Origin of the sequence: Ralstonia sp. NFACC01 (assembly GCF_900115545.1) — a bacterium.
Classification (GTDB): Bacteria; Pseudomonadota; Gammaproteobacteria; order Burkholderiales; family Burkholderiaceae; genus Ralstonia; species Ralstonia mojiangensis.
Genome location: NZ_FOWV01000002.1, coordinates 643,718 through 660,611, shown reverse-complemented (window position 1 = coordinate 660,611; position 16,894 = coordinate 643,718). Strand labels below are relative to the sequence as shown.

Sequence of the window (16,894 nt, the reverse complement as noted above, 5' to 3'; positions counted from 1 at the left end):
GGGGCGACGCCACCGTTATCGCTGCTCCTGCTGCGGTACAGGCTCAGCGCTGTGCCCGTGATGGCGCACGCCACGGAACTTGCGCAGCGTCCACTCCTTGAAGTCATCCACCTTTTCGAACACCACCGGCACCACCAGCAGGCTCAGCAGCGTGGAAGTCAGCAGGCCGCCGATCACCGCCACGGCCATCGGCGCCCGGAAACCCGCATCGCCCTCCAGACCGAGCGCCATTGGTACCATGCCGGCCGTCATGGCCACCGTGGTCATGACGATGGGGCGTGCGCGCTTGTGGCATGCATCGATGATGGCCTCGGTGCGAGACATGCCAAGATCACGCCGCGCGACGATGGCGTATTCCACCAGCAGGATCGAGTTTTTGGTCACGATGCCCATCAGCATCAGCAAGCCGATCAACGCCGGCAGCGACAAGCTGAAACCAAACAGCGCCAAGAGCCCGAACGCTCCGCCCACCGACAGCGGCAGCGCCGCCAGGATCGTCACCGGCTGCGTGAAGTCGTGGAACAGCAGCACCAGCACGGCATACACGCACAGCACCCCCGCGAACATGGCGAGGAAGAAACTGCTGAACAGCTCCTGCATGCCCTCCACGTCCCCCGAGGCAATGCGGCGCACGCCCGGCGGCAAGTTCTTGATGGACGGCAGCGCCTCCACCGCCATGTTGGTGTCGCCAAGCGCGCGCCCCTCCAGGCCGACGCTGATGGTGACGTTGCGGCTGCGGTCATAGCGGTCAATCTGCGCGGGGCCGCTGCCGATGGAAATATCGGCGATGTTTTCCAGCGGCACCGCGCCGTTGCGGCCCGGCACGCGCAACTGGCGAATCGTATCGATCTGGTTGCGCGCCTTCGGATCGAGTTCAACGCGGATGTACACCTGCCGCTCCGGCAGGTTCAGCTTGGGCAGGTTGACGTCGTAGTCGCCGGCGGTGGCCACGCGCACGGCCTGGCCGATGGCGGCGGCTGTCACACCTTGCTGTGCCGCGCGCGCAAAGTCCGGGCGGATGACGATTTCGGGCCGGAGCAGACTCGCCGACGATGTGACCGCGCCGAGCCCCGGCACGGTACGCAGATCGCGCATCACATCGCGCGCGGCCTGCTGAAGCGTGGCGGGGTCGTCGCCGGTCAGCACCACCTGGAGTTGCTCGCCAGAGCCCACCGCACCGAACGAGATCCGCACGCCCGGCACGCCTTCCAGCATTTCGCGCAACTGGCGCTGGACGTCCTGCTGCTTGACGTGCCGATCATGCCGGTCGGTGAGTGAGATCGTGAGCGTGCCGTTGCGCACCTCACCGCCGCTGGAACCTGGCACACCAGCCATCACGCCCGAGCCGATGGCGGTATAGACGTGACGGACTTCCTTGTGCTGCATCACGATCTTGCGCACGCGCTCGGTGTTGTCGCGGGTCTGGGCGATGGTGCTGCCGGGCGGGCTTTCCACCGTCATCTGGAGCTGCGCCCAGTCCTCTGGCGGCAGGAACGTTGCCGGAATCAGTCCGATGATGGCGACCGACACAGCGAAGAACGCCGCTGCCATACCGCCCGTTTTCCAGGGGTGCACGAGACACCAGCGTGCCGCCTGCAGATAGCGCGTCATGATCCAGCCGTCGCGGTTGGGCTCATCCTGCGGCTTGAGCATGTAGGCCGCCATCATGGGGGTGAGCAGCCGCGCCACCAGCAGCGAGGCCAGCACCGCCAGCGATGCCGTCCAGCCGAACTGCTTGAAGAACTTGCCCGAGATGCCGCCCATGAACGCCGTCGGCAGAAACACCGCCACCAGCGTGAGCGATGTCGCCACCACGGCCAGGCCAATTTCCTGCGCGGCTTCCATGGCGGCTTCCAGCGGCTTCTTGCCATTGCGCAGGTGGCGCACGATGTTCTCCACCTCCACGATGGCATCGTCGACGAGAATCCCGACCACCAGCGTGAGGGCCAGCAGCGTGATCCCGTTGAGCGTGAAGTCGAGCAACTGCATGGCCGCGAACGTGGGAATGATCGACAGCGGCAGCGCCACGGCCGACACGAACGTGGCACGCCAATCGCGCAGGAACAGCCACACCACGATCACGGCCAGGATGGCGCCTTCGTACAGCGCGTGCATCGAGGCGGTGTATGCATCCGACACCGGCTTGACCATGTTGTAGACCTCGGTCACATGCACATTGGGCCGTTCGGCCTGCAATGCGGCCAGCGCGTCGCGCACACCCTTGGCCACCGAGATTTCGCTCGCACCGCGCGAGCGGAACACCTGGAAGCTGACGACGGGCTTGCCGTCGAACAGCGCCATCTGGCGGGGCTCCGCCGCGGTGTCGCGCACGTCTGCGACATCTGCAAGGCGAATGCGCCGGCCGTCCGACAACGGGATGTCCATCTGCGCCAGTTCGCGCGCGCTCTTCACGGTGCCCAGCGTGCGCACCGCCTGTTCCTGCCCGCCGACGTTGCCGCGCCCACCCGGCGCTTCCTGCTGCATGCCGCGCACTTGCGCGCTGATGTCCGCCGCCGAAACGTTCAATGCCTGCAAGCGTACGGGGTCGAGCTGGACGCGCACTTCGCGGTCCACGCCGCCCTGGCGCGTCACCTTGGCCACGCCATGCACCGACAGCAACCGCTTGTTGACCGTGTTGTCGACGAACCAGGAGAGGTCCTCCGCGTCCATGTCGCTTGCTTCCACGGCGTACGTCAGCACCGGGAGGCTTGCGAATGTCACGCGGGAGATGACCGGCTCCTGCACGTCAGATGGCAGCTGCGCACGGATACGGCTGACCGCATCGCGCACGTCGTTCACGGCTTCCTGCACATCCTTCTCAAGCTGGAACTCGACCATCGTGGTCGAGCTGCCGTCGTTGATGGTGGACGTGATGTGCTTGATCGCGCCGATGCTCGCAATGCTGTCTTCGATCTTGCGCGTGACCTCGGTTTCCATCTGCGTGGGCGTGGCGCCCGGCAGGCTAGCCGTCACGGATACGGCAGGAAAATCGATGTCCGGAAAGTTCTGGATCGACAACATCTTGAACGACACCAGCCCTGCCACCGTGATCAGGATGAACAGCAGGATCGAAGGGATCGGCTTGCGGATCGCCCAGGCAGAAAAGTTCATGGCTTGGCTCCGGCTGCGGGCGCCGATGCGGCGGGCGCGGAGGCTGTACCGCCAGCGGCCACACGCACCACATCGCCATCGCTCAGGAATGCTGCGCCGGCGGCGACCACGCCGTCCTTCGCGCCGATGCCCTGCACGATTTCGACTTGCCCGTCCTGGCGGCGGCCAGCTGTAACCTTGGTCTGGCGCACACGGCCTTGTTGGCCGATCACCATCACGTAGTCGTAGCCATCGCGTGAGAACACGGCGGTCTCCGGCACGGTCGCAGCCGGCGCATCGCCCAGCTGCACATCGCCCGAGAGATACATGCCGGCTTTCACGCCGGACGTTGCAGCTTCCGGCGGCAGATCGACATAGACGAGGCCATTGCGCGTGTTGGCGTCGACCGTGGGAGCGACCTGGCGCACGCGGCCGTTTACCACGCCGCCGTCCATGCGGCGCACGCGCGCGGCTTGGCCGGGCTGGATGCGGGGCAGGATGTCGCCGTGCATTTCGGCGCGCCATTCCAGGCGATTCTTGCGGATGAGCTTGAAGAGTTCGGTGCCGGATGACACCACAGCGCCCACGGTGGCCGTGCGTGCGCTGATCACGCCGTCGTCGGGTGCGACCACACGCGTGTAGCGCAATCGCAATTGCTGGCTCTCGAACTGCGCCCGGGCTGCGGCCAGCTTGGCAGCAGCCGTCTTGGCCTGCGTGTCGTACTGGATCAGATCCTGTTGGCTGATCGCACCGCTCTTGTCGAGTTCATGCGCGCGGTGCGCCTCGCCGGCGGCTTGCGCGGCCGATGCTTCGGCTTCGGCCAGGCTGGCGCGTTGCGCAGCCACATCGGCGCGCACGGTTTCATCCGATAGACGGGCAAGCAGTTGGCCTTGCTTCACCACATCGCCCACGTTGACGAGCACTTCCGCCAGCTTCAGCCCGCTCACCTCGGCGCCGATGCTGGCTTCCTGCCACGGCTGCACCGCACCGCTGGCCGTGGCGATGCGCGGCCACACCTGCTGCGCGAGGTGCGCGACGTTGACGGCCAGCGCCGGCTTGGCAGGCGTCTGCTCGTTCTTCTTGTTCTCGGGCGCAGATTTGCCGCACGCCGCCAACGCGCTGGCCAGCATCACGGCCAGCGCGGCCATCCAAACTCGTTGTCCTGTCATGAAGCGCTTCCGGTATGCGTCCGGCCCTGAGCGGTCGGCGCAGTGGTCTTGTTATCGGGATGAGGATTGGGCGCATCGTCGCGCCAGCCGCCGCCCACGGCCTTGTACAGCGCCACCCAGGCTTGCGCGCGTTCAAGCTTGACCGCCGCCAGAGACTGCGAAGCCTGCAACGCAGTGCGTCGCACGTCTTCCAACTGAAGCAGGCTGCCCGCGCCCAGACGATAGCGGGCGTTGGACGCTTCCAGCACCTTTGCGTATTGGGCGTCGGCCATGGTGGCTGCGTCGACACGTCGGTCGGAAGCGTCCAGGCGCACCAGCGCATCCTCCACTTCCTGCACAGCCTGACGCACCTTGCTGCGGTAGCTGGCCAGCGCCTGGTCGTAACGGGCGCGTGCTGTTTCCACGCGCGCCGCACCCGAGCCACCGTCAAAGATCGGCAACGACACCGATGGCCCGAACGACCAAGACTTGGTCGTCAGCGATTGCCCGCCAAGGCGGTACGAATTGATGCCGATGGAGCCCGCCAGTGTGATCGACGGCAATCGGCTCGCCACCGCCACCCCGATATCGGCGCTTGCCCCCGCCACCGCGCGCTCGGCCGACGACACATCCGGCCGTTGCGACAGCACCTGCGCCGGTACATCGGGCACGCCGGCATCGGGCGGCGCCGGAATCTGCGCGCTGGCCTTGGATAGCAGCCCGTTCAGCGCATCGTGGTCCATGCCGGTGAGCGTGACGAGCTTGTCGATGCCCTGCGCACATTGCGCACGCTGGCCTTCCAGCGCATTGACGGCATCTCCCACCGTGGCCTGCGCTTGCGCAAAATCAGCCGGCGCGACAAAGCCAGCGCGGAATTTGCGTTCGGTCAGTTGCAGCGTTTCCTGTCGGGACGACAACGTTGCCGCGCCGATGTCGACCAGCGCCTCACACTCGCGTTGCTGCAAATAAGCATTGGCAACCTCGGCGGCGAGCGACACCCGCGCGTCGTGCCAATCGGCTTCGCTGGCAGTCAGGCGCGCATCGGCGCCTTCCAGGCTGCGGCGTTTGCCGCCGAAGAGATCGATCTCCCACGACGCGTCGGCCTGCGCCGCCAAAGTGGTGATCGTACCCAGGCCCAGCGTGGGACTCAGCGCACCGGCAGACAGCCCGCCCGTGCCGCCGGCAAACTGGTTACCACCAAACCCGCCCTGCCGCGTGGCAGAGCCGGAGCCTTTCAGTTGCGGGAACAGCGCCGCCCGGCTGGCGGAAACGCTCGCCCGCGCCTCGCGCACGCGGCCGACGGCCTGCGCGATTGTCGGGCTGGTCGCATCCGCTTGCTCCACCAGTTGTGTCAGCACCGGGTCGTGAAATTGCTCCCACCAGTGCGCCAGCGCCATGCGGTTGCCGTGGTGCGGCAGCGTGGCGTGCCAGCCTTGCGGCGCTTCGGGGCCGCTCAGGGGCGGCGTGTGGTAATCGGGCCCGACCGCGCAGCCGGCCAACAGCAGGGCCAGCAACACCGGCGCGATTCGGGCGCGACCGCCGGGCGCGTGGACGCCGGCGTGTCGACCTGTCTTCATGGAAGTGTCCTTCGGGAACGCAGCTGGGATTATGCCCAGTCAAGCGTCTGCAAGACACTCGCCCCACTACGGTGCTCAGCCAACCCTCGGAAACCGGTCAGGCGATGCTCAGAACCATGCGTGCATCGGCGTTGGCTGGCGTCAGATATAGCCCAGCAGCACGAGAATGACCACGATCACCACAATCAGCCCGAGGCCGCCCGTCGGCCCGTAGCCCCAGCCCCGGCTGTACGGCCAAGACGGCAACGCGCCGATCAGCAGCAAGATGAGAACGATGATGAGAATGGTGCTCAACATGATGCCTCCTGTTTCTGTGTTGGTATGCCGCCGTTCCCTCGTGGCGCAGCGGCTTACCCGGCATCTAGCACGCCTCGTTCCCGTGCTGGCTATATCTGCGGTTTTTCTTACATCTTGGCGGTTAATTGCGAATATTAAATACCGCGGATGTGTGGGTGTGCCCGTTCTTATGTCAGGCCGAAGACTTGGGCGAAGACAACGTCTTTGCCCGACCCCCACGCGTCGCAAGCCAGCACAGGATCGACCCCGCAACCACCATCAGTGCGCCCTTCCAGAACGCAAACGACAGCGGGGCATGCAACAACACAGCGGCCAGGGCAGCAGAAAACACAGGGATGAAATATGACGCGGTCGCCAACACCGTGACATTGCCGTGCAGGATGCCGACATTCCAGGCCGCGTAGCCGAAGCCCATTGCTGACGCGGCCAACGCGAGATAAATCATCGCCGACACGCTGAAATGCATTGCACCGCCACCCGTGGCGAAAAACTTGATCCACAGGGCCAGCGCCGTCAGGATGAAGAACAGCGTTGCGCCATTCTTGCCCTCGGCAATCCGGCTGGTGACCGTGCAATACGCTGCCCAGATCACCGCGCCGGCGAACGCCAATCCGTAACTGAGCGGGTTGTCTTTGATGTTCTCGGCCATGCCGACGATATCGAACCCTTGATCACCGCCAAGCACGAAGCAAATCCCGATGATGGAAACAAGGACACCCGGCATGATCAGGGCATTCGCCCGCTGCTTGTTGAAGGCAATCGCAGACAGCATCGTGAACGTCGGCCACAGGTAATTGACCATCCCGACTTCGATCGCCTGCCGCCCGCTGTTGGCATAGCCGATCGACAGCGAGAGGCACAGCTCATACGACACGAACAGCAGGCTGCCCCACACCAGATAGCGCCGCGGAAACGTCTTCAAATGATGGAAGCCGACAGTCAATACGAGCAGCATCGACGCGACGGTATAGATCATGGCAGCGCCACCTACGGCCCCCAGATGCTGGCTCACGCCCCGGATCAACCCGACGATCGAACTCCATAGCAGCACCGCGATAAGCCCGATGACGGTTGCCCTACTTTTGCTTTGCATAACGCCTGCCTGCACTGACATGTCCATCCAAAAAAACCGTTTGTTCGCGCGCGGCCCAACGCTGCAGGCGAAGGCGTGCAGTTTACCGGCCGCCGTACCGCCCGATCACCTGACGTGGCTTCGCTATAAGATGCAGACCATGAAAAATCGAGGGTTGCCATGACGTCGTTTGCAATCGAAACGCCGGTTTCGGTGGGCTGGATTGGCGCGGGCCGGCTGGCGCGGGCATTGGCCACGCGGGCACACGGCGCCGGTGTACGCACCGTGGCGGTTGCCAACCGTTCAAGCGCACCTGCCGCTTGGCTCGCGCATGCTACAGGCGCCAAGGCCGTCGACGCGCAAGGCGTGGCGGATGCTGCCGACTGGGTGTTCGTGACCGTGCCGGATGACGCCATCCCGGGCGTGGTCGATAACATCCGCTGGCGACCCGGCCAACTCGTCATCCACTGCAGCGGTGCCGGCGAGCGCGACTTGCTGGAGGGCGCTCGCCGGTGCGGCGCGGATACCGCCAGCTTTCATCCGCTGTTTCTGTTTGCCGGCTTGCCCGACGATGCCGAACGTCTGGGCGGCGCGTCCATCGCCATTGACGCCGATGCCCCACACGACGCGGCGCTCGCCAGCTTTGCACTGCGGCTCGGCTGCACGCCGTTGAAAGTGCGTGCCGGGCAACGTGCCCTGTATCACGCCGGGGCCAACTACGCGGCCAGCTTCCTGCTGTGCGCACTCCATGAAGCCGCCACGTTGTGGGAGGCCGCAGGCATCGACCGTGATGCCGCCGTGGCTGCCATGTGGCCGCTGGTGGACGGCACGCTGGCCGCGGCACGCGCACGTGGCCTGGCTGGCGCATTGGCAGGCCCAGTCTCGCGCGGAGACGGCGGCGTCATCGACAAACATCTGCACGCACTGGATGCACTGGGCGCCGATCATGCCGCGCTTTACACAGCGCTCACACGGCGTGCGCTGACCTTGGCGGCCGAACGCGGCGCGCCTTCCGCAGACGTACTGTCCGACCTCGCCGCGCGCCTTGATCCTACGTAATGACGGAGTCGGGATCATTGGCATTGGGTGGCGCGCATGCACCAATCCGGCGCGCGACCTACAATCGGCAGCTTGCTTGCATGCCCGTTCTGCCATGTCCCAACGTCCACACACATCGCCATCTCCTGCTGCGCATGACGCTGCAGACCGCCGTTCGTCCAGCGCGCTGATCCTGCTCGTTGTCGGGCTGGTGCTGGTGGGCGTGAACCTGCGGCCCGCGCTGTCGAGCCTGTCGCCCGTGCTGAAACAGGTGGCGGCTGGCACAGGGTTGTCGGGCGCCACGGCGGGGTTGCTGACGACCCTGCCGGTGTTGTGCCTGGGCCTGTTTGCGCCTGCAGCCGCGGTGCTGGCTCGGCGGTTTGGCGCAGAACGCGCCGTGGGCGGCTTACTGATTGCGTTGGCGGCAGGCATTGCCTTGCGCAGCGCGGGTGGCGTTGCACCGCTCTTCATCGGCACGCTGGCGGCGGGCGCCTGCATTGGCGTGACGGGCGTCCTGTTGCCGGGCATCGTCAAGCGGGATTTCGGCCGCCAGGCTGACCTGATGACAGGCGTCTACACCATGGCGCTGTGCTTTGGTGCGGCGGTGGCAGCCGGCGCCAGCGCGCCGCTTTCGGCATGGCTGGGCGGCTGGCAGCTTGCGTTGGCGTTCTGGGCTCTCCCCGCGCTGCTGGCTTTTGTCGGCTGGTGGCCGCATATGCGGCATGCGCACGGCAAGGGCTCGGCCACTCGGCTGCAGCGTGTGTCACTGTGGAACAAGCCGATTGCCTGGCAGGTGACCCTCCATATGGGGCTGCAATCGTCGCTGGCGTATTGCGTCTTCGGCTGGCTGCCGGTGATCCTGCAAGACCGCGGGCTGTCTGCCGTGCAGTCGGGCGTGGTGGTGGCGGTGTCGATTCTCGTGCAGCTCATCACCGCGCTGGGTGGGCCCTTTGTGGCGCGGCTCGGCCGCGACCAACGCCCCGCCGTGATCTTGATGATGCTGATGTGCTGGGCCGGCCTGATGGGCTGCCTGTATGCGCCGTTGTCGACGCTGTGGTGGTGGGCGGTCTTGTTGGGACTCGGCCAGGGCGGCAATTTCAGCGTGGCGCTGTCGTTGATCGTGCTGCGCTCGGCCGATGCGCGCGTGGCGGCAAGCCTGTCGGCCATGACGCAGGGCATTGGCTACACCATGGCTGCCGCGGGGCCGTATCTCATGGGCGTGCTGCACGATCTGACGGGCAGCTGGGCCGTGATGGGCTGGCTGTTCAGCGCTATTGCGCTCGCATCCCTGGTGGCGGGTTCACTCGCCGGGCGCAACCGTACGCTGCACGCCGGCGAGTGAGACTGCTATCGCAAGGCCTCGATCAAGCCTTGTGCTTCAACGTCCAGTTGGCCAGCGCCTGCATCTGCTCGGTGATCAGGCCGGCGATGCGCTCGTCTGTGAGATCGCCATCGGCGGTGAAGCCGCCGGCAAACGCGTTGGCAAACACTTCCGGCTTGTTCAGCGGATGCAGGTCCAGATACACGCACACCTGACGCAGGTGATACTGCGCGCGCGACGTACCCATGCCGCCGCCCGCGCCCAGGATCGCGACCGGCTTGCCTGCCAGCAACGCGTTGTTGGGTTCGCGCGAGGCCCAGTCAAGAATGTTCTTCAGCGCCGGCGCCAGCGAGTAGTTGTATTCAGGGCAGGCCAGCACCAGCGCATCGGCGCGCCCGATCTGTTCGAGCACGCGCACCACCGAAGCAGGCTTGTCCGTAATGTCGGCGTTGTAGAACGGAATATCCGTCAGATCGGCCACGTCCATTTCAACGCCGGCGGGCACGCGGGTGGACGCCGCACGCAGCAGGCCCTGGTTGGTGGATTTGCGGCGCAGGCTGCCGGCAATGCCGAGAAAATTCAGCGACATGAAGAGCGACTCCGTCAATGTTGGGATTGGCGAGAATAACGGACATTCGCCGGATCAAGAAGAGGTCAGCGCCTGGTTAGCATGTGCTTGCCGGCGATACCACACGCCATACACCGCCAAGAGCGCAACCATGAACGGCACGCCGCACAGCAGCGTCATCCGGAACTCGGGCGTGAAGTAGGTGGTAACCAGCGCTGCCGCCATCAGCCCGGCGCCCGCCAGCGACGTTACCGGGAACCCCCACATGCGAAACGCCAGCACCTGGCCGCGGTGCTGGCGGCGGAAGAACAGATGTGTGATGAAGATCATCAGCCATGTCAACATCGCGCCGAACATCGACACCGACATCATCAGCAGGAAGGCACTGTCCGGGTACATTGCATTGAGCACGGTGGCCACCGCAATACCGACTGCCGAAAGCAGTAGCGCCCCCGTCGGTACACCGCTCGCATTCAAACGGCCCAGCGCCTTGGGTGCATAACCTGCGCGCGACAGACTGAACATCATCCGCGTGGTGATGTAGAGCTGGCTGTTCATGGCCGACAGCGCGGCCACCAGGATCACGAAGTTGAAGACGCCGGCAGCGCCAGGCACCGATGTCGCGGCCATCACTTTCACGAACGGGCTTTCGTTGGCACCGGCGTCTGTCCACGGCACGATGGCGAGCATCAGCGCAAGCGTCAGCAGATAGAACACGACCAGCCGGATCATGGTGGCCCGGAAGGCGCTCGTGATCGCCTTGTGCGGGTCGCGCGCCTCACCGGCGGCCACGGCAATCATCTCGATGCTCAGGTAACTGAAGATCGACACGATCACAGCCACCCACGTGCCCCACGCCCCCTTCGGAAAGAAGCCGCCCTGCACCCGGTAGTTCGCCAAGCCAATGCCCGACGCTGCCGGCGCGTTGAACACCACGTACGCACCCAGCAGGATGAAACCGACGATGGCCACGATCTTCAGCATCGAAAACACATACTCGACCGCGCCGAACATCTTCACGCTGACCACGTTGACGCCGATGAGTGCCGCCGAAAAGCCGACGATCCAATACCAGCCGGGCACCCCCGGAAACCAGTACTTCATGTACACAGCGATGGCCGTCACCTCCGCGCCCACCGCCAGCACGATCGAAGACCAGTACGCATAGCGCACCAGAAATCCGGCCCACGGCGCGATGTAGTGCTCGGCATAGGCGCCGAACGAGCCGGAGGTCGGATGGGCGACCGTCATTTCGGCCAGGCAGCCCATGAGCAGCAAGGCGATCAGCGCGCCGATCGCGTAGCTCACCAGAACACCAGGCCCGGCAAATCCGATGGCGAAGCCGCTGCCCAGGAACAGGCCCGTGCCAATGGCACCCCCGATGGCGATCATTGAAAGCTGACCGGTGGACAGGCTTCGGTGCAGCCCCTTTTCCCGCTCAACAATCGCGTTGAATCCGTGTTGTAGCTTCACGGCGTGTCTCCTTGCTGCGGCCGGCACCGCGCCAGCGCGGCCGCTTGTTTGTCGTTGGATTGCCGGGGTGCCTGGCCGTTGGCTCAGGTCACCGACTTGCGCGCGAGGAATTCAGGTGCGTTCCACGCGCCGGTCGCGATGATGTCCTTGAGCGCGGCGATGGTGTCCCAGATATCGACGTAGCGAACATAGAGCGGCGCGAAGCCGAAGCGGAGGATGTCGGGCGCCCGGAAGTCGCCGATCACGTTGCGCGCGATGAGCGCCTGCATGATTGCGTAGCCCGCTTCGTGCGTGAGCGAAACCTGACTGCCGCGCTGATCCGCATCACGCGGCGACGCCAGGCCGCAGCCGAGGCCGGCGAGTTCCTGATCAGCCAGGGAGATGAACAGGTTGCCCAGCGCAACGCTCTTCGCGCGCAACGTGTCGAGATCCACACCGTCGAACGCTTCAAGCGCGCTTTCCAGCGCGATCACGCCGAGCTGCGGCGCGGTGCCCGTCAGCATGCGGTCGATGGCAGGATGTGGCGCGTAATCGTGCGTGAACTCGAACGGCTTGGCGTGGCCGTGCCAGCCCGTCAGTGGTTGACGGACTGCCGCCAGGTGGCGCGACGCAACAAACACGAACGCCGGTGCGCCGGGGCCTCCATTCAGGTACTTGTAGCCGCAGCCCACGGCAAAGTCGGCTTCGCATGCATTCAGGTGCACGGGCATGGCGCCGGCGGTGTGGCACAAGTCCCAGACGATCAGCGCGCCGACTTCATGTGCACGGCGGGTGACGGCTTCCATGTCGTAACGCTTGCCGGTCTTGTAGTTCACGTGCGTGAGCGACACGATGGCAACGGTCTCGTCGATTGCGCCCAGCACGTCGTCCGGATCAACGCAGCGCAGTTCGCAACCGGTCATTTCAGCTACGCTGCTCGCGATGTACACGTCGGTCGGGAAATTCGTCCGCTCGGCCAGGATCACCCTACGCCCCGGCAGCATGCGGGTGGCGGCCACCAGTACCTTGAACAGGTTCACCGACGTGGAGTCGGCCACGATCACCTCGCCCTGCCCCGCGCCGACCAGCTTGGCGATCCTGTCGCCAGTGCGCCGCGGTGCGGGGTACCAGTCGGCGTCGTTCCACGAGCGGATCAGGCCATGGGCCCACTCGTGCTCCAGCGCCTGTTTCATGCGTGCCGGCACATGGGCCGGCATGGCCCCCAGCGAGTTGCCGTCTAGGTAAATCGTGTCCGCAGGCAGGTTGAAGCGCGTGCGGCAATGGGCCAGGGTATCGGCGGCATCCAATGCGGCGCACGCGTCCCGAGTGATCGTCAAAGTCATGGTGTCTTACTGTGTATTGAAAGGAGCGTGGTGCGGCCGTTCTGGCTCAGGCTGCATCGGGCAAATCGAAGAAGCGCGCGGCATTGCCACCCAGGATCTTGGCCTTGGCGCCGTCGTTCAGGTCTGCATGGTTGGCCACGAGATCGCCAATCTTTTGCTCACCCAGCGGGAACGGGTAGTCGGAGCCAAGCAAGACGCGGTCTTCGCCCATGGTGTCGACAAGCAGGCTCAAGGCACCCGGGTCGAACACCGCGCTGTCCACATGGAAGCGGTCGAGATACGAGGCGGGTGGATTCGGGCAGTCTTCACGCACGATGTCGCGCTGCTCCCATGCGTTCTGCACGCGTCCGAGCAGGAACGCGAAGCTGCCGCCGCCGTGCGCGAAGCACAGCTTGAGCGACTTGGGAATCCGCTCGAACGCGCCGGAAAGGATGAGCGATACCATACTCAGTTGCGTCTCTGCCGGCATGGCAACCAGCCAAGGCAGCATCCATTTCTTCATGCGGCCGTCGGTCATCATGTCCCACGGATGCACGAGCACAGGGATGCCGTCGTCCGCGCAGTGTGTCAGGAACGTGACGAGGTGGGCGTCGTCCAGATCGCGCGGCCCAAGGTGATTGCCGATCTGCACGCCGTGATGGCCCGAGCGGTGTGCTCGCGTCGCCTCGCAGCAGGCCAGGTCGATGTCTTGCAGCGGCACCTGCGCCAGTGCCTTCAGGCGCTGCGGCGCATGTGCACAAAGGTCGAGCGCGCGGTCATTCATGCGCATGGCCCAGTCGTGCGCGGTAGCGCCGTCGTAACCGTAGCCAAACATCACGGGCGTGGCACAAACCAGTTGCACGTCCACGCCCAGCGCGTCCATCTCTTCGATTCGCTTGGCGGGGTCCCAAAGCGCGCGGTAAACGGGGCGAAAGGCGCGGTCGCCCGCCATGATCATGCCGCGTTCGCCATCGGCATCGATGCGCAGCCACGGGGCTGTCTCTGCATCAAGCCGCGCGGCCTCTTCCCGTGTGATGGGCGGGAAGAAGTGCGAATGCATGTCGATTCGAAGTGTCATCGTCTATTGCGATTTCTTGATTGCTTGTGAAGGGGCGCCAGAGCGTCAGGCTTCCTTGCCCGGGTGGACATGGCCGCAATGCGGGCAACGACGTTTGTCTTCGGACGCGTAGAACGCTTCGAACAGCGGCGGCAGATCACGCACGATGCTCTTGAGCTGCACTTCCACGCGGTGCACGAGATGACCACACGCATCGCAGTACCACTCGAAACCATCCAACGCGCCTGCCGGACGCTGCCGCTCGATGACAAGGCAGACGCTGCCCGCCTCCGGCCGTTGCGGCGAGTGCCGTACGTGCGGGGGCAGCAGGAAGATGTCGCCTTCCTTCAAGTCGAGGCGCTCGCGTTTGCCGTCAATCCAGAGGTTCAGATACGCATTGCCGCGCATCTGGTAGAAAAACTCTTCGAACGGATCGTCGTGATAGTCCGTGCGGTGGTTCGGCCCACCCACGACCGTCACGATGAAATCGCTGTCCTGCCACACCTGCTGGTTGCCGACAGGCGGCTTGAGCAGGTGCCCGTGTTCATCGATCCATTGCTGGAAGTTGAACGGCTTTCCGTACGTCAACATGTCTCGCTCCTTGCTGCCGGGCGTTGTCGTTATCGTTCTTTGCGATGCCGCCTGCGTTATCGCTTGGGCGCGTAAGCAATCGCCTTCATCTCGATCACCAGATGCGGATGCGGCAACTGGTGTACCGCCACCGTCGTACGCGTCGGACCGGTCTCGTCAAAGTACTCGCCATACACCGCGTTGTAGCCGGCGAAGTCGTTCATGTTGACCAGAAAGGACGTGATCTCGACCAGGTTCGACAGATCTGCGCCTTCGCTGCGCAGGATGTCTCGGATGTTTTCGATCACGACACGGGTCTGTTCGCGAATGTCGAGTTCAGTCGTGCCCAGCGCGTCGGCCGAGGCACCAGCGATCGTGTTGTCCGGACGGCGCGAGCTGGTGCCTGAGACGAACAGGAAATCGCCTGCGCGCGTGATGTGCGGGAAACGGCCACGCGGCTTGGCCTTCCCATCAACGAGGCGTCCTTGCGGATTGGTTTCAGTGGTCATAGCAATCTGGTGCGCTGTTGGCGCTCAATAGGTCATGGCTCAATAGGTCGTGAATTCCGTGGTGCCAAGTCCGCTGACCACGCACTGCACGTGCGCGCCTCGCGGCAGCGTGTGTGCAGCAGTCGCCGCGCCGGCCATGACGAGCGAGCCGGACGGCAGCACCAAGCCGCTCTGCGAGATCAGGCGCGATGCCTGCACGACCGAGCGCAGGGGGTCACCCAGAATGGCGGCAGTGGAGCCCATCTGCACGGCATGTCCATCCACACGCATGAGCACGCCTGCATTACGCAGCGTGTCAAAACGGCGGGACCACGGTCCAATGACGAGCCCCGCAGACGAGCAGTTGTCGGCCACCACGTCTTCCAGCGTGAACTTGAAGTTGCGGTAGCGCGAATCGATGATCTCCATGGCAGGCGCCACGGCTTCCAGATAGCTCGCGGCTTCCAGCAATGTGAGGGGCCGGTCGATCTCACGACCGGTCAGGAAGCACACTTCCGGCTCCACACGCGGGTGAATGAAGCGATCGAGCGATACCCGCCCGCCGTCTTCTTCAAGCATGCAGTCGGTCAACCAGCCCCAGATCAGGCTATCGACGCCCATCTGCACCATCTTGGCCCGGCTGGTAAAGCCCAGCTTGACGCCCACCATGCTTTCACCGCGATGGATGCGGCGCTCGATCGACACACGCTGGATTTCGTAGGCTTCGTCCAGCGAAAAACCCGCGTCATCGGTCAACTGGGCAATGGGCTCTGCATAGCGTGCTGCATCGTCAATACGCGCGGCAATGGCGTTGAGATCGGTCATGCGGCCTCCTTGCCCGGCAACTTCAGCGCGGACTCGCGGGCCTTCAGCATGTCGAGCGCCACGTCGACGATCATGTCTTCCTGACCGCCCACCATGCGGCGGCGGCCCAGCTCGACCATGATGTCGAACGCAGACAACCCGTACTTGGCCGCTGCTGTTTCGGTATGGCGCAGGAAGCTTGAGTACACACCGGCGTAGCCCAACGCAAGCGTTTCGCGATCGACCCGTACGGGGCGCTCCTGCAGCGGTCGCACGATGTCTTCTGCCGCGTCGATCAGCTTCTTCACGTCGCAGCCGTGGTGCAGGCCCATGCGGTCAACGGCAGCAATGAACACTTCCAGCGGTGCGTTACCGGCACCCGCGCCCATGCCCGTCAGCGAGGCATCCACGCGGTCACAGCCGTGTTCCAGCGCAACAATGGAGTTCGCCACACCCAGTGAGAGATTGTGGTGCGCATGCATGCCCGTTTGCGTCGCGGGGTCCAATACGGCTTTTAGCGCGTCGAAGCGCTCGGCCACATCGCGCATGCTGAGCGCGCCTCCGGAATCCACCACATAGACGCATTGCGCGCCGTAGCTTTCCATCAGCTTCGCCTGCACGCTCAGCGCTTGCGGGGTGGTCATGTGCGACATCATCAGGAAGCCGACGGTATCCATGCCAAGCGAGCGGGCGTACTCGATGTGCTGCCTGGAGATGTCCGCCTCGGTGCAGTGGGTGGCGATGCGCACGACGCGCGCACCGGCATCGTAAGCGGCGCGCAAATCATGAACGGTGCCGATGCCGGGCAGGAGCAACGTCGCCACGCGGGCGCGTTTGACGGCGCTGGCAACGGCGGCGATCCACTCCAGATCAGTGTGTGCGCCAAAGCCGTAGTTGAAGCTCGAACCCGACAGTCCGTCGCCGTGCGCAACTTCAATGCTATCGACACCCGCCTCATCCAGCGCCTGGGCAATGGCAACCGCCTGTTCGAGCGAGTACTGATGGCGAATCGCGTGCATGCCGTCGCGCAGCGTCACGTCCGAGACGTAGATTTTCTTGGCGTCAGTCTTGGTAATCGTGGTCATGGCCG

Annotated in this window: 16 protein-coding genes; 3 read left to right on the top strand and 13 right to left on the bottom strand. The window is 64.7% G+C overall.

All coding sequences use genetic code 11. The features are described from left to right. Positions 1 to 15 precede the first annotated feature (15 nt). The 5 genes from BM136_RS07660 to yddG form a co-directional block, all read right to left on the bottom strand. Positions 16 to 3,111: an efflux RND transporter permease subunit gene (locus tag BM136_RS07660; RefSeq protein WP_092971271.1), complete on the bottom strand. Its 3,096-nt coding sequence runs from the start codon at positions 3,109 to 3,111 to the stop codon at positions 16 to 18. Continuing rightward, positions 3,108 to 4,259, bottom strand: a complete 1,152-nt coding sequence (locus BM136_RS07655) for an efflux RND transporter periplasmic adaptor subunit (RefSeq protein WP_092971270.1) — start codon at positions 4,257 to 4,259, stop codon at positions 3,108 to 3,110. Before BM136_RS07655 ends, BM136_RS07660 begins: the two co-directional genes overlap by 4 nt. Further along, on the bottom strand, positions 4,256 to 5,815 hold the full coding sequence (locus BM136_RS07650) for an efflux transporter outer membrane subunit (RefSeq protein WP_092971269.1): 1,560 nt from the start codon (positions 5,813 to 5,815) through the stop codon (positions 4,256 to 4,258). Before BM136_RS07650 ends, BM136_RS07655 begins: the two co-directional genes overlap by 4 nt. A 141-nt stretch (positions 5,816 to 5,956) precedes the next feature. Further along, entirely contained in the window at positions 5,957 to 6,112 is a 156-nt protein-coding gene (locus BM136_RS07645) for a DUF3309 family protein (RefSeq protein ID WP_004634893.1), read from the bottom strand. A 172-nt stretch (positions 6,113 to 6,284) separates the two neighbouring features. Then, positions 6,285 to 7,205, bottom strand: coding sequence for an aromatic amino acid DMT transporter YddG (yddG, locus tag BM136_RS07640; protein ID WP_092971268.1), 921 nt, complete (start codon positions 7,203 to 7,205; stop codon positions 6,285 to 6,287). A gap of 159 nt (positions 7,206 to 7,364) precedes the next feature. Between yddG and BM136_RS07635 the strand changes: the two genes are divergently transcribed. Genes BM136_RS07635 through BM136_RS07630 form a run of 3 tightly spaced genes read left to right on the top strand, consistent with a single transcriptional unit; the run spans position 7,365 to position 9,564 of the window. After that, entirely contained in the window at positions 7,365 to 8,243 is an 879-nt protein-coding gene (locus tag BM136_RS07635; RefSeq protein ID WP_092971267.1) for a Rossmann-like and DUF2520 domain-containing protein, read from the top strand. 36 nt (positions 8,244 to 8,279) lie between these two features. After that, entirely contained in the window at positions 8,280 to 8,381 is a 102-nt protein-coding gene (locus BM136_RS25745) for a hypothetical protein (RefSeq protein ID WP_139219359.1), read from the top strand. Continuing rightward, positions 8,338 to 9,564: a CynX/NimT family MFS transporter gene (locus BM136_RS07630; protein WP_092971266.1), complete on the top strand. Its 1,227-nt coding sequence runs from the start codon at positions 8,338 to 8,340 to the stop codon at positions 9,562 to 9,564. The genes BM136_RS25745 and BM136_RS07630 overlap by 44 nt, the downstream gene beginning before the upstream one ends. A 22-nt stretch (positions 9,565 to 9,586) precedes the next feature. Here the strand turns inward: BM136_RS07630 and BM136_RS07625 are convergent, their stop codons facing one another. From BM136_RS07625 to dmpG, 8 genes are all read right to left on the bottom strand, one after another. Then, complete coding sequence (locus BM136_RS07625) at positions 9,587 to 10,132, bottom strand: NADPH-dependent FMN reductase (RefSeq protein ID WP_092971265.1); 546 nt, start codon at positions 10,130 to 10,132, stop codon at positions 9,587 to 9,589. Between the two features lie 54 nt (positions 10,133 to 10,186). Continuing rightward, positions 10,187 to 11,584: an amino acid permease gene (locus BM136_RS07620; protein ID WP_092971264.1), complete on the bottom strand. Its 1,398-nt coding sequence runs from the start codon at positions 11,582 to 11,584 to the stop codon at positions 10,187 to 10,189. An 83-nt stretch (positions 11,585 to 11,667) separates the two neighbouring features. Further along, complete coding sequence (gene kynU, locus BM136_RS07615) at positions 11,668 to 12,906, bottom strand: kynureninase (protein WP_092971263.1); 1,239 nt, start codon at positions 12,904 to 12,906, stop codon at positions 11,668 to 11,670. Between the two features lie 46 nt (positions 12,907 to 12,952). Then, the gene (locus BM136_RS07610; RefSeq protein ID WP_092971262.1) at positions 12,953 to 13,963 is read right to left on the bottom strand and encodes an amidohydrolase family protein; all 1,011 of its coding nucleotides are present in this window, start codon (positions 13,961 to 13,963) and stop codon (positions 12,953 to 12,955) included. A 45-nt stretch (positions 13,964 to 14,008) separates the two neighbouring features. Beyond that, positions 14,009 to 14,533 carry a 3-hydroxyanthranilate 3,4-dioxygenase gene (locus BM136_RS07605; RefSeq protein WP_092971261.1) on the bottom strand — a complete coding sequence of 175 codons (525 nt, stop codon included), beginning with the start codon at positions 14,531 to 14,533 and terminating at the stop codon, positions 14,009 to 14,011. A gap of 56 nt (positions 14,534 to 14,589) precedes the next feature. Then, entirely contained in the window at positions 14,590 to 15,021 is a 432-nt protein-coding gene (locus BM136_RS07600; protein WP_045206472.1) for a RidA family protein, read from the bottom strand. A gap of 39 nt (positions 15,022 to 15,060) precedes the next feature. Beyond that, positions 15,061 to 15,825 (bottom strand): 2-keto-4-pentenoate hydratase, encoded by a 765-nt coding sequence (locus BM136_RS07595; RefSeq protein ID WP_092971260.1) that lies wholly within the window; start codon positions 15,823 to 15,825, stop codon positions 15,061 to 15,063. Then, a complete protein-coding gene (gene dmpG, locus BM136_RS07590; protein ID WP_092971259.1) occupies positions 15,822 to 16,889 on the bottom strand; it encodes a 4-hydroxy-2-oxovalerate aldolase in 1,068 nt (355 codons plus the stop codon). The genes BM136_RS07595 and dmpG overlap by 4 nt, the downstream gene beginning before the upstream one ends. Between the last annotated feature and the right edge of the window lie 5 nt (positions 16,890 to 16,894).

Excerpts from the sequence above, each read along its gene's own strand:
- BM136_RS07660 (WP_092971271.1), bottom strand. The coding sequence starts at position 3,111 with ATGAACTTTTCTGCCTGGGCGATCCGCAAGCCGATCCCTTCGATCCTG.
- BM136_RS07655 (WP_092971270.1), bottom strand. The coding sequence starts at position 4,259 with ATGACAGGACAACGAGTTTGGATGGCCGCGCTGGCCGTGATGCTGGCC.
- BM136_RS07650 (WP_092971269.1), bottom strand. The coding sequence starts at position 5,815 with ATGAAGACAGGTCGACACGCCGGCGTCCACGCGCCCGGCGGTCGCGCC.
- BM136_RS07645 (WP_004634893.1), bottom strand. The coding sequence starts at position 6,112 with ATGTTGAGCACCATTCTCATCATCGTTCTCATCTTGCTGCTGATCGGC.
- yddG (WP_092971268.1), bottom strand. The coding sequence starts at position 7,205 with ATGCAAAGCAAAAGTAGGGCAACCGTCATCGGGCTTATCGCGGTGCTG.
- BM136_RS07635 (WP_092971267.1), top strand. The coding sequence starts at position 7,365 with ATGACGTCGTTTGCAATCGAAACGCCGGTTTCGGTGGGCTGGATTGGC.
- BM136_RS25745 (WP_139219359.1), top strand. The coding sequence starts at position 8,280 with ATGCACCAATCCGGCGCGCGACCTACAATCGGCAGCTTGCTTGCATGC.
- BM136_RS07630 (WP_092971266.1), top strand. The coding sequence starts at position 8,338 with ATGTCCCAACGTCCACACACATCGCCATCTCCTGCTGCGCATGACGCT.
- BM136_RS07625 (WP_092971265.1), bottom strand. The coding sequence starts at position 10,132 with ATGTCGCTGAATTTTCTCGGCATTGCCGGCAGCCTGCGCCGCAAATCC.
- kynU (WP_092971263.1), bottom strand. The coding sequence starts at position 12,906 with ATGACTTTGACGATCACTCGGGACGCGTGCGCCGCATTGGATGCCGCC.
- BM136_RS07610 (WP_092971262.1), bottom strand. The coding sequence starts at position 13,963 with ATGACACTTCGAATCGACATGCATTCGCACTTCTTCCCGCCCATCACA.
- BM136_RS07605 (WP_092971261.1), bottom strand. The coding sequence starts at position 14,533 with ATGTTGACGTACGGAAAGCCGTTCAACTTCCAGCAATGGATCGATGAA.
- BM136_RS07600 (WP_045206472.1), bottom strand. The coding sequence starts at position 15,021 with ATGACCACTGAAACCAATCCGCAAGGACGCCTCGTTGATGGGAAGGCC.
- BM136_RS07595 (WP_092971260.1), bottom strand. The coding sequence starts at position 15,825 with ATGACCGATCTCAACGCCATTGCCGCGCGTATTGACGATGCAGCACGC.
- dmpG (WP_092971259.1), bottom strand. The coding sequence starts at position 16,889 with ATGACCACGATTACCAAGACTGACGCCAAGAAAATCTACGTCTCGGAC.